The sequence below is a fragment of the Streptomyces sp. HSW2009 genome, from assembly GCF_040240285.1.
GTDB lineage: Bacteria > Actinomycetota > Actinomycetes > Streptomycetales > Streptomycetaceae > Streptomyces.
The window spans coordinates 1-12016 of record NZ_JBEHZD010000214.1 but is presented as its reverse complement, the minus strand read 5'-3'; the positions used below and the strand labels follow the sequence as shown (position 1 = coordinate 12016).

At 73.3% G+C, this 12016-nt stretch carries 11 protein-coding genes; 9 read left to right on the top strand and 2 right to left on the bottom strand.

Going from position 1 to position 12016, the window contains the following annotated elements; translation table 11 throughout:
• Positions 1–622 precede the first annotated feature (622 nt).
• The 8 genes from AAHZ94_RS17385 to AAHZ94_RS17350 all read left to right on the top strand — a co-directional run bounded on the left by AAHZ94_RS17385 (position 623) and on the right by AAHZ94_RS17350 (position 8687).
• Complete coding sequence (locus AAHZ94_RS17385; protein ID WP_349993823.1) at positions 623–877, top strand: hypothetical protein; 255 nt, start codon at positions 623–625, stop codon at positions 875–877.
• Between the two features lie 619 nt (positions 878–1496).
• The gene (locus AAHZ94_RS17380) at positions 1497–2123 is read left to right on the top strand and encodes a bifunctional 4-hydroxy-2-oxoglutarate aldolase/2-dehydro-3-deoxy-phosphogluconate aldolase (RefSeq protein WP_349993822.1); all 627 of its coding nucleotides are present in this window, start codon (positions 1497–1499) and stop codon (positions 2121–2123) included.
• Between the two features lie 262 nt (positions 2124–2385).
• A complete protein-coding gene (locus AAHZ94_RS17375; RefSeq protein WP_349993826.1) occupies positions 2386–3105 on the top strand; it encodes a GntR family transcriptional regulator in 720 nt (239 codons plus the stop codon).
• 420 nt (positions 3106–3525) lie between these two features.
• The gene (locus AAHZ94_RS17370) at positions 3526–4536 is read left to right on the top strand and encodes a sugar ABC transporter substrate-binding protein (RefSeq protein ID WP_349993821.1); all 1011 of its coding nucleotides are present in this window, start codon (positions 3526–3528) and stop codon (positions 4534–4536) included.
• 8 nt (positions 4537–4544) lie between these two features.
• On the top strand, positions 4545–5633 hold the full coding sequence (locus tag AAHZ94_RS17365; protein WP_502964699.1) for an ABC transporter permease: 1089 nt from the start codon (positions 4545–4547) through the stop codon (positions 5631–5633).
• A gap of 77 nt (positions 5634–5710) precedes the next feature.
• Positions 5711–6565, top strand: coding sequence for an ATP-binding cassette domain-containing protein (locus AAHZ94_RS17360; RefSeq protein WP_349993824.1), 855 nt, complete (start codon positions 5711–5713; stop codon positions 6563–6565).
• A 425-nt stretch (positions 6566–6990) separates the two neighbouring features.
• Positions 6991–8112 (top strand): ROK family glucokinase, encoded by a 1122-nt coding sequence (locus tag AAHZ94_RS17355; protein WP_349993820.1) that lies wholly within the window; start codon positions 6991–6993, stop codon positions 8110–8112.
• The gene (locus AAHZ94_RS17350; RefSeq protein ID WP_349993819.1) at positions 8109–8687 is read left to right on the top strand and encodes a hypothetical protein; all 579 of its coding nucleotides are present in this window, start codon (positions 8109–8111) and stop codon (positions 8685–8687) included. The genes AAHZ94_RS17355 and AAHZ94_RS17350 overlap by 4 nt, the downstream gene beginning before the upstream one ends.
• Positions 8688–8817: 130 nt before the next feature.
• On the opposite strand, the gene AAHZ94_RS17345 is transcribed toward AAHZ94_RS17350, so the two are convergent.
• Positions 8818–10113 carry a flavin-containing monooxygenase gene (locus AAHZ94_RS17345; protein WP_349993818.1) on the bottom strand — a complete coding sequence of 432 codons (1296 nt, stop codon included), beginning with the start codon at positions 10111–10113 and terminating at the stop codon, positions 8818–8820.
• A 233-nt stretch (positions 10114–10346) separates the two neighbouring features.
• On the opposite strand from AAHZ94_RS17345, the gene AAHZ94_RS17340 reads away from it, so the two are divergent.
• Entirely contained in the window at positions 10347–11015 is a 669-nt protein-coding gene (locus tag AAHZ94_RS17340; RefSeq protein WP_349993817.1) for a helix-turn-helix domain-containing protein, read from the top strand.
• Positions 11016–11262: 247 nt separating this feature from the next.
• Here the strand turns inward: AAHZ94_RS17340 and AAHZ94_RS17335 are convergent.
• Positions 11263–12016 (bottom strand): HD domain-containing protein (locus tag AAHZ94_RS17335; RefSeq protein WP_349993816.1); only part of this gene is annotated, 754 nt, incomplete at its 5' end.

Here is a 12016-nt window from a genome sequence, read left to right as displayed (position 1 = left end):
CCCCCCCCCCCCGGCGCCCCCCCCGGCCCCGCCCCGGCGGGCCCCGCCCCCCCCCCGGGCCCCCCCCCGCCCCGGGGGGGGGCCCCCCCCCCGGGGGGGGCCCCCCCCCCCCCCCCCCCCCCGCCCTCGCGTTGCGGGCCGGGCCCGGGACCCGCCCGCTCCGTCCGGGCCGCGGACCCCCTTGCGCCACCACGGCTCGGCCCGCCCGGGCCCGTTCCGGCGCGTGCCGTTGCGTCGTTCTGCCGCGTCGTACGCGCCTGCCGCGCCGGCTGAGTCTTACGCGCCCGCCGCGCCGGCCCGCCGCTCCGAGCGCCCTGCCGGCTCGCCGCACCGGGCCCGCTCGCCTCGCGCCGTGTCCCACCCTCGCGCCGCCGTGTCCCGCCCGGCACTCGCCGTCCCCTGCCCGGCGCCGCCGTGTCCCGCCCGGGGGGCCTCGCCCTGCGGCGCCGCGGGGCCTGGTGTTCCGGCCGCCTGCCGTCCCGTACTCCTGAGCGCCGGGCGCATGTTGACGCGCGTAATCGTGCCGAGTGCGCCCCCACGGGCTCGGATGTCAGTGCCAACCGATAGCGTTTCGGTAGAAAAACGTTCGAGGAGGCGTAAGGACGTAAAGGAGGCGGGATCGGTGACATATGGCCCGGGGAGCGCAGACCCCGAGGTGGTGACGGGGGGTCAGGTCAAGCTGCTGATGCTGACCGAGCCCGGCGTCCCACCGGACCGGGCGACCCACTTCCGTCGCTCCATAGCGGGCGCCGCGGCGCACGTGACGATCGGCGTCGCCGTCCAGCCGTCGACGGGCCCGGCCGGGCCGCCGACGCCGGCCGTGCGGGGCCGTCCGCGCGCCGCCCAGCGGGAGGGGACCGACGCCGTGCACCGCTGACGCGCGCCGGCTGGCCCCGCCGTCGCACCTCCCCCGGGGCGGCCCGGCAGCGCCGACCGCCAGCCAAAGGCGGCCAGAGCACGCGCCGGGGCGCAGTACGGAGCGGAAGCGGACGAGCGTGAACGATCACGGCGCCTCGGACGTTGGATTATCGGCGGGGCCTGTCGGATCGCCGTGCGGACGGGGCCGTACCAGGGGCCGTCCGGCGCACCACGGCACCGCCAGCGGCACACGAGACCGGCGCAGGACGATGCGAGACCTCCCCGAGCGGCACACCGCCGCCGGTGCGGTCCGCGCACCGGCGGCGACCCGCGTTCCGCCCCGTGCTCCACCCGTGCGCGTGCCCCGCACTACCCGGCACCGTGTGCGACAGCCGTGCGGAGCCCAGCACCACCAGGCGCCACCCGGCACCATCCAGCATCACCAGGTACCACCCAGCACCGCCCGCTCGACCCGCACGCCCCGTCTGACCTGCTCCATCCGTTCAACCCGCGTCACCCGCTCCACCCGCGATCCCCGGGCGCCGTCCCGTATCGGCGCTCGACGGCATCGCGCCCCGTTCCCCCGCACCTGCTATCCCATCCATCCGTTTCTCTGTGCAGAAGGGCGGCGAACTGCCGTGTACCGCTGGGAGATCACCCGGGCCGCGCTCGAACAGCGGGTCTTCGCCATCATCCGTAGCGAGAGTTACGACCAGGCCGCGGCGACGGCCGACACGCTGCTCTCGGCTGGCCTCACCAGCCTGGAGGTCTCGCTGACCACGCCCTTCGCGCTGGAGGCGATCACCACCTTGACCCGCGAGGTCGGCTCCGACGCGATCATCGGCGCCGGCACCGTGCTGGACGCCGCATCGGCCCGGATGGCCGTCGAGGCGGGGGCCAGGTATCTGGTCTCGCCGAGCCTGGACGCCGCGGTCATCGAGATGGGACACCGGTACGGGCTGCCGGTCTTCCCCGGCGTCAGCACGCCGACCGAGATGGTGCGCGCGCTGGAGCTCGGTGCGGACGCGCTCAAGCTGTTCCCCGCCTGGTCGCACGGCCCGCGCTGGCTGGAGGACGTGCGCGCCGCGCTGCCGCAGGCCCCCGTGCTGCCGACCGGCGGCGTGACGGTGGAGGACGCCCCGGAGTGGATCGCCGCGGGCGCGGTCGCCTGCGGCATGGGCTCCGTCCTCTCCCAGGGCGACCGGGACGTGGTCGCCAAGCGCGTCGCTGACCTGCTGGCCAGGCTGGCGGACGCGGGGGAGTAGGGCCGGAGGGAGGGGAGCGGGGGAGCAGGGGGGAGTGGCGGGTACGGGAAGCGGTAGGGGTGGCAGGTCCCGGATGTGGGCGGGGCCTCGGACCCGAGCGGGCGCAGGCCGCCCGCGGCGCTCCCGCCGTCGCATTTCGCTTTGTCCGGACAATCTGACTTCTCGGCTTCCCGTCACCTGCCCGGGTGGATACGCTCGGCCCGTGGCGAAGCAAGGAGACGCAGCGGGCGCGCCCGGTTCCACGGCGACCCTGCGGCTGAGCGTGGACCGCGGCAGTCCGGTGCCGCTGTACTTCCAGTTGGCCCAGCAGCTTGAGGCCGCCATCGAGCAGGGCGGCCTCGCCCCGGGCAGTCTGCTGGGCAACGAGATCGACCTCGCCGGCCGGCTCGGGCTCTCCCGGCCGACCGTACGACAGGCCATCCAGTCCCTGGTCGACAAGGGGCTCCTGGTGCGCCGCCGCGGCGTCGGCACCCAGGTCGTCCACAGCCAGGTCAAGCGACCGCTGGAGTTGAGCAGCCTCTACGACGACCTGGAGGCCGCCGGGCAGCGGCCCGCCACCCGGGTCGTCCAGCACCTCGTGCAGCCCGCGACCGCCGAGGTCGCCGCCGCCCTCGGGGTGCCCGAAGGGGCGGACGTGGTGTTCCTGGAGCGGCTGCGCCTCGCGCACGGCGAGCCCATGGCCCAGCTGCGCAACCACCTGCCCAGCGGGCTGCTGCCGCTGGACAGCGCGGCCCTTGAGGCCACCGGCCTCTACCGGCTGATGCGCGGCGCCGGCATCACCCTGCACAGCGCCCGCCAGTCGATCGGGGCCCGCGCGGCCACCGCGGCCGAGGCCCAGCAGCTCGCCGAGGCGCCCGGCGCACCGCTGCTGACCATGGAGCGGACCACCTTCGACGACACCGGCCGGGCCGTCGAATTCGGCTCCCACACCTACCGGGCCGCCCGCTACTCCTTCGAGTTCCACCTGCTCGTACGCCCCTGACAGGGCCGCCGGGAGCCGCGCCCAGGACCGTGGGCAGCCACGCCCTGCCCACGGGTGCGGCGTAGGTCGATCCGCCCCCGCCGCGGCCGTACGGTGGCTGCCGGAGCCCCGTCGGTGCGGCGTTCGCGCAGCGCAGTGCATTGACGGGGTGCGGTGTGCGCCGTTACAACTCCTCCAACCGCTGTCCGCGGCTCCGAAGAGAAGGCGGTCCCGGCATGCAGCGCACCCGCGCCCCGCACCCGCCGCCGCACCCGGCCGCCGGGCCACGGCAGCGGGCGCACCGCGCCACAGACGCGCGAATCGCCGCTCGCGGGACCCGCTGGACCCCCGACGAGCAGCGGTGACGGATACTTGGGCGGCCGGGGCGGGTGAACGGTACCCGGCCGCACCGTGACATTCAGTGGAGAAGGGCAAGTCCTCGTGGCAAGGGTTCGGACAGGGGTACGCGCCGTGAGCGCCGTGCTGGCAGCGGTGGTCGGCGCGACCCTTGCAGGATGCAGCAGTACCGGCGGCAAGCGCGCGGAGGAGCGGGCGGCCAAGGCTGCCCAGGGCCGCCCGGCGGTCGACACGCCGCGCTGGACCGTGGCCATGGTCACCCACTCGGGCGACGGCGACTCGTTCTGGGACATCGTGCGCAGCGGTGCCAAGCAGGCGGCCGACAAGGACAACATCAAGCTGCTCTACGCGCACAGCGACGAGGGCCAGCAGCAGAGCGAACAGGTGCAGAGCTACATCGACCAGAAGGTCGACGGCCTGATCGTCACGCTGGCCAAGCCCGACGCGATGAAGGCCGTCGTGGCCAAGGCCGTGAAGGCCGGCATCCCGGTGATCACGGTGAACTCAGGATCGGCCGAGTCCAAGGAGTTCGGCGCCCTCACCCACATCGGCCAGGACGAAACCATCGCCGGCGAGGCGGTCGGTGACGAGCTGACCAAGCGGGGCAAGAAGAAGGCCCTGTGCGTCCTGCACGAACAGGGCAACGTCGGCCACGAGCAGCGCTGCGACGGCGCCCGCAAGACGTTCAAGGGCGAGCTGAAGAACCTGTACGTCGAGGGCACCAACATGCCCGACGTGCTCTCCGCCATCGAGGCCAAGCTCCAGTCCGACGACGACATCGACGCGGTGCTCACGCTCGGCGCACCCTTCGCCGCCACCGCGGTCACGGCCAAGAAGCAGGCCGGCAGTGACGCCGAGATCGACACCTTCGACCTGAGCAAGCAGGTCGCCGAGGGGCTGGCCGCCGGCGACCTCGGCTTCGCCGTCGACCAGCAGCCCTACCTCCAGGGCTACCAGGCCGTCGACCTGCTGTGGCTGTACAAGTACAACGCCGATGTGCTCGGTGGCGGCAAGCCGGTGCTGACCGGCCCGCAGATCATCACCAAGGACGAGGCGGACGAGCTGGCGAAGTACGCGGAGCGGGGCACCCGGTGAGCAGTTCCCTGGCACACTCAGGACCCCCGGCGGGGCGCTCGGGCGAACCGGGCAAACCCGGCCGATCCGGCCGGTCCGACGTGGACGAGCGGCTGCTGCACCGCTCCGCGCTGCGCCGGCTGGCCAGCCGCCCCGAGCTCGGTGCGGTGGTCGGCGCGATCGCGGTCTTCGTCTTCTTCTCCCTGGTCGCCGACAGCTTCCTCCAGCTCTCCAGCCTCTCCACGGTGCTCTACGCGTCCTCGACGATCGGCATCATGGCCGTCCCGGTGGCGCTGTTGATGATCGGCGGCGAGTTCGACCTGTCCACCGGCGTCGCGGTGACCACCTCCGCGCTGATGTCGTCGATGTTCAGCTACCAGATGACGGCCAACGTGTGGGTCGGCGTCGGCGTGTCGCTGCTGACCAGCCTGGCGATCGGGTTCTTCAACGGCTTCGTGCTCGTCCGCACCGGACTGCCGAGCTTCATCATCACGCTCGCCACCTTCCTCATGCTCACCGGCATGAACCTCGGCTTCACCAAGCTGATCAGCGGCAAGGTCTCCACGAAGACCATCGGCGACATGGAGGGCTTCGAGTCGGCCCGTAAGGTCTTCGCCTCGCAGTACACGATCGGCGAGGTGAACCTCAAGGTCACCGTCCTGTGGTGGCTCGGCCTCGTCGTCCTCGCGACCTGGATTCTGCTGCGGACCCGGGCCGGCAACTGGATCTTCGCGGCCGGCGGCAACGCACACGCGGCCCGCGCGGTCGGCGTCCCGGTCGGCTGGACCAAGATCGCCCTGTACATGGGCACGGGCTTCGGCGCCTGGGTGCTCGGCCAGCACCTGCTGTTCTCGTTCGACTCCGTGCAGTCGGGCGAGGGCGTGGGCAACGAGTTGCTGTACATCATCGCGGCCGTCATCGGCGGCTGCCTGATGACCGGCGGCTACGGTTCGGCGATCGGCGCCGCCGTGGGCGCCCTGATCTTCGGCATGACGAACAAGGGCATCGTGTACGCGCAGTGGGACGCCGACTGGTTCAAGTTCTTCCTCGGCGCGATGCTCCTGCTGGCCACCCTGCTCAACGCGTGGGTGCGCAAGCGGGCGGAGGCGAGCAAGTGAGCGACCAGCAACAGCGACCCGACGACGCGTCCGGGCCCACCGGCCCCGGCGCGGACCGCGCCACCACCGGCGCCAGCGTGGACCACGCCGCCACCACCGCCCCCACCAGCGCGGACGCCGACCCCGCCGCGCTGGTCGAGCTCGCCGACGTCAGCAAGTACTACGGCAACATCAAGGCGCTCGAAGGCGTCTCGCTCGCCGTGCACGCCGGCGAGATCAGTTGCGTACTCGGCGACAACGGCGCGGGCAAGTCCACCCTCATCAAGATCATCTCCGGGCTGCACCAGCACGACGCGGGCACCTTGCGCATCGAGGGCGAGCCGGCCAGGCTCGGCTCCCCGCGCGAGGCCCTGGACCGCGGCATCGCCACGGTCTACCAGGACCTGGCCGTGGTGCCGCTGATGCCGGTGTGGCGGAACTTCTTCCTCGGCTCCGAGCCCACCAAGGGCCGCGGCCCGCTGCGCCGGCTCGACACGGCGATGATGCGCGAGACCACCCGCACCGAGCTGCGCCGCATGGGCATCGACCTGCGGGACGTGGACCAGCCGATCGGCACCCTCTCCGGTGGCGAGCGGCAGTGCGTGGCCATCGCGCGGGCCGTCTACTTCGGCGCCAAGGTCCTGGTACTCGACGAGCCGACCGCGGCGCTCGGCGTCAAGCAGTCCGGCGTGGTCCTCAAGTACGTCGCCGCGGCCCGGGACGCCGGCCTCGGCGTCGTCCTCATCACCCACAATCCGCACCACGCGTACCTGGTCGGCGACCGGTTCGTCCTGCTCAAGCGGGGCGCCATGGCGGGCAGCCACCTCAAGGCGGAGATCACGCTGGACGAGCTGACGCGGCAGATGGCCGGCGGCAGCGAGCTGGAGGAGCTGAGCCACGAACTGGCCCGCACCGCCACCCCCGACCTCCGCAAGCCGCAGCCGACCGACTGACTACTACTGGCCGATGATGACCGGCCGATGACGACCGACTGACCCGCGGTCGGCCTCGATCCGATAACGGACCCGGCCGCAGGTCAGGCAGCACGGGCCCGGGCCGCGTCCCCTAGAGTGCGCCACCACGTGGAGGCCGCGGCGGCCGGGGCCCGGCAGTCAAGCAGGGCATCCGGCACGTTCCGCCCCACGCGGCCGATGAGTGCTGCTCCGCCATGCGCCGCGTGGTGCGAGTGAGGCACAATCGCCACGGCGGGCCACGCCCGTCACGCCCGACCGCACGCCCGAGGCTGCTGGCCTCCCAGGAAACCGCAGGGACGACGACTCTTGCGCGCACGCACCCGCAGCGACCGAACCCGCCGCGATCGGCCCCACCCACCCGGCGGAGCGGTCGCCGCCCCCGGCAACGGCGAGAGGGACGGTTGATGAGCCTGTACCGCGAGCGAGTGCACCGGGGCTCCGCCCGGGCCACCGTGCTGCGCACCGTCGGCACCCGCGAGCGCCGCTCGCACCTGACCGCGCCCCGGGTGCCCACCGTCGGCATCGACATCGGCGGCACCAAGGTCGCGGCCGGGGTGGTGGACGCCGACGGCAACATTCTGGAGCGGCTGCGCACCGAGACCCCGGACAAGTCCAAGAGCCCCAAGGTCGTCGAGGACACCATCGTGGAGCTCGTCCTCGACCTGTCCGACCGGCACGATGTGCACGCGGTCGGCATCGGCGCCGCCGGCTGGGTGGATGCCGACCGCTCCCGGGTGCTGTTCGCCCCGCACCTGGCCTGGCGTGACGAGCCGCTGCGGGACCGGCTCGCGGACCGGCTCGCGGTGCCGGTCATGGTCGACAACGACGCCAACACCGCGGCCTGGGCGGAGTGGCGGTTCGGCGCCGGACGCGGCGAGGACCACCTCGTGATGATCACGCTCGGCACCGGCATCGGCGGCGCGATCCTGGAGGACGGCCAGGTCAAGCGCGGCAAGTACGGGGTCGCCGGGGAATTCGGCCATATGCAGGTGGTGCCGGCGGGGCACCGCTGCCCGTGCGGCAACCGCGGCTGCTGGGAGCAGTACAGCTCGGGCAACGCCCTGGTCCGCGAGGCCAAGGAGCTGGCGGCTGCGGACTCGCCCGTCGCGTACGGGATCATCGACCGGGTGGGCGGCAACGTCCAGGAGATCACCGGCCCGATCATCACCGAGCTCGCCCGGGACGGCGACGCCATGTGCGTGGAGCTGCTCCAGGACATCGGGCAGTGGCTGGGCGTCGGCATCGCCAACCTGGCCGCCGCGCTCGACCCGTCCTGCTTCGTCATCGGCGGTGGCGTCAGCGCCGCCGACGACCTCCTCATCACCCCCGCCAGGGACGCCTTCCGGCGCACCCTCACCGGCCGCGGATACCGGCCCGAGGCCCGCATCATCAAGGCCCAACTCGGCAACGAGGCGGGACTGGTCGGCGCGGCCGACCTGGCCCGACTGGTCGCCCGCAGGTTCCGGCGCGCCAACCGGCGCCGGGTGGAGCGGTACGAGCGCTACGCGCAGGCAGGACGGCGATGAATCAGACGATGAGCCAGCCGGCGGGCCAGCCCACGGGCCAGCAGCCCGAGCCGGGTGACAAGCCCGGGCAGCGCCGCGGCTGGCGGCGCAACCTGGGGATCTTCCTGCTGATCGCGATCCCCGCCGGCTATCTGGCCATCTCGGCGCAGAAGAGCCGGGGCAGCGGCGAGGACAAGCAGGAGAACGCGGCGGCCGTCGGCCTCACCGAGGGCTGGCCCACCAAGGTGCAGCGGCGGATCTACGACACGCCCATTCCCTCGTACTCCAAAAACGTGGCCTTCTACGAGACCAACTCGTGGCAGACGAGCCGGATGTACGTCCAGTTCACCACCACCCCCGAGGGGCTCGACCACTTCTTCAGCCGCCTCGGCACCACCCGCGAGGTGCTGAACGACGGCCGGATCACCATCGACGACAAGGCTGCGGGCACCGTCGGCTGGAAGCTGGCCGCCGACACCAAGTGGGCCGGCGGCACCATCGACCAGAAGGACCCCGAGCCCACGCTCGACGTCACGGTCGACGTCGACGACCCGGACCGGCCGCGGGTGTACGTGGTCTCCACCGTCAAGCCCTGACCACCCCGCCCCGCCCGCGGCCCGCGGGGCGGTGTCCGTGGTGCTTCGTCCATGGCGCCTCGCTCGCAGCCCGTGGTGCCTCGTCCGTGGGGCCCCGCCCGCGACGCTCCGCCGCGGCGGGGGCCGTGCGCTACGCCAGGATGAGTGACGCCGCGGACCCGGTCCGCATGACGTGGTCGGCGTGGATCTGGCCGGCGATGAACCGCCCGTTGTCGACATTGGCCGAGATGGCGACCGAGGCCAGCGACTCCCCGTTCGGCAGCCCCGCGTAGTACAGCCCGGGAACCGCGCCGAGCAGGCCCTTCTCCTGACGGGGCGCCCCGTGCCCGTCGAGCACCCCGGGCGGCAGGATGCGGTAGTCGGGCCCGAACCCGGTGCACCAGATGACGCTGGTGATGCCGTGCCGTGCCAGATCGAGACCGGTGCCGAAGTCGGCGACGTGATCGGTACGGACCCGCGGCGCGGGCCGCTGCTCAGGCACCACGAAGCCCCGCCGGGCGATGCCGACGTCGATGGCGTCAAGCACCTGCCGGAACGCGTGCGCCGACTGCTCCACGATGCTGCGGACGTTGTCCGCCAGCGTGAGCGTGCGCCCCTCGGCCGCACGGACCGACCCGACGAGGACCACGCCCTTCTCGGCCAGCGTGCCCAGGTTCAGATCGCTGCCGCCGCCGGTCACCACGGTCACCGGCAACCCGGGCAGTACGGAAGGCCCGCCGGTGTTGTGCGTGACGAAGTCCTCGTAAAGACCGAAGGCGAAGATCCATTCGTGGATTCCGCGCCCCCGATAGCGGTGCGGCCACGCGCGGTGCCGGCCGACCGAGAGATGGACGCTGCGCCCCGCGTCCGCGAGTTCGTCGGCGATCTGCTGGCCGCTGATTCCCGCACCCACCACGAGCACGCCACCCGCGGGCAGGGAATGCGGATTGCGGTAGTGCCGCGAATGGATCTGATGCACGGAAGGGGCGAGCGCGGCGGCCAGTGCGGGAAGGCGCGGGGCGGCGTATCCGCCCACGGCCGCGACGAGATTGCGGGACTCGACGACGCCGCCCGTACCGAGCCGGGTACGGAACCGCACGTCGTCACCGGCGGCGTGCGGCGGGCACTCGACCCTTTCGACAGGGGTGTGCTCGCGGACCCTGAGCCCGCGCTCGGTCGCGTAATCACGCAGCAGCCGGGCCAATTCGGGACCCGAGAGGGACGCATCGGGATTGTCGCTCGCGAATTCCCGGCCGGGAAAGCGAATCGATCGTATTCCACTGCCCACGAGCAGGCTGTCCCACCGCTCGTGCGCCCATGCCTGACCTATTTCGCCGCGCTCCAGGACGAGGGACTCATGCCCCACGTCCTGTAAGGAAGCGGCGACCCCGCACCCTTGTTGGCCGGCGCCGACGATGACGGTCTCTGCGTATTCGGTGGCTTCCACGGTCGAACCTTTCTGTCGCAGGAATGCGGCTGCGCGTCCTGCTTCGCTCTGATGGCGCTGTTGCCGGCGGGTACGGGCTTGCGGGTGCGGGCTGCCGGGCGGGACACGCGGTGCCACGGCAGGACACGGCACGCCACGGCACGCGGTGCCCGACCGGCCCCGCGGCGGCAGCAACTAAGGCTTGCCTAAGTAAGATCTTGTCTCGTGAAGCCGACTTGATGTCAACTGGAGGCGTGACCCCTCACGCAGTCCCCATCGGACGAGCAGCGGCCCTGTACGGCATCGCGCCCTCCACGGTGCGCTGGTGGGAACGGCAGGGCGTGCTCACGCCGCCCGCCCTCCGGGGCGGCAGACGGCTCTACGACGAACGCGACCTACGCCGCCTCGGCGTCGCCTACCTGTGTTGTGTGGTGGGGCGGTTGCCGCTGGACCGGGCCGCCGTCGTCACCTCGGGAAAGGCCGGGCTCGACACCTGGCGGCAGGTCGTCGGCGAACAGATCGACCTGCTGGAGCGGGAGGCCGAGCAGATACGGGCCGCCCGGGACTACCTGAGCCACCTGCTGCGCTGCGAGACCGACGACATGGCCCACTGCCCCGTACTGGACGGCGAGTTGTCCCGGAACACCCCCGTCGGGCCCGGCCGCGGGAAGGACCTCGTCGCCGCAGCCGAGGCGACCCGCGGCGGCGAGCGGCGCCCGCGGCGGTCGAGGGCGGCGGCGCGGTCGCGGGAGGCGGCGCGTGATGAAACGGCGGCGGATGCCGCCGCGCGTGACGAAAGTGCGGCCCGCTGCTCCGGCTGCCGGGGCCCCGTCGCCCGGGCGGCGCGCGGCCGGCCCCGCAGGTACTGCTCCCGCGCCTGCCAGCAACGCGCGTACCGGGCCCGCCGCAGGGAGCGCCCCTGACCGGCCCGCGGCCCGAACGACGCCCACGGCCCGTACGACGCCTGCAACGCGCGCAACACTCACGGCGCGCGCAACGCCCGCAACGCGTACGGGCTCACACCGCGCACGAACCCAGACCGCGCACGAACCCACACCGCGTACAACGCACGCAACGCCCGCATCCGCAGCGGAAGGCCATCCGCTGGGGCGGGCGTTGCGTCGTGGTAGCCGTGGGGCGGCGGCCGGTGGACCGGTGCGCCCGCGGGGCTCAGCCGCGGTCGAGGTCGAGGGGGTGTGCCAGGGCCCGTTCCTCCGCGCCGCGTGCGACGAAGCCGGCCGCGGCGCACTGCGGCTTGCGCTCCGCCTGGTCCCGGAAGAGCTGGACGAAGGCGGGGCCGAACCCCAGCCGCGGGTGGGCCGCCACGAGCGCCTGCGTGAAGGCGGGGTCGAAGTCGTCCAGGCCGGTGCCGGTCACGTCCGCACTGGTCCCCACCTGCAACAACCGGCTCTCCGGGTCCACTTCGGGCGTGACGGTGTCCCGCATGTGCAGCACGATCACCTCGGCCGCCCGGTTTCGGCGCTCGGTCGGCCAGCCGAGGCCGGCCGTGAAGACCCGGGCCAGATCGCCGCCGGCCTCCTCGAACGCGACCGTGTGGCTGTCGAAGGGCGCGGTGAGCGCCAGGTCGTGCAGCAGCGCGGCCACGTACAGCAGCTCGGCGTCGAAGTCGAGCCCGCGCGCCTGCGCCCAGGCCGCGCCGAAGAAGTACGACCGCACGGAGTGGTGGTACAGCGCCTCGTCCGCGTACTCCGTACAGACCTGCCGCGCCGCCGGCGCGGCCGGGCGCCCCGGGGGGCGCCCCCCCGCGCGGGGGGAGCGCGAGACCCCCCCCCCCCGCGGGGCCGGGGGGGGGGCGCGGCCCCGCCCCCCCGCGGGGCGGCCGAGCCGCCGGCGTACGCCGTGGGCCCGTACGACATGACGGGCGACCCAGCCGGCCGGCCCGTCCAACGCCCCGGTGACCAGG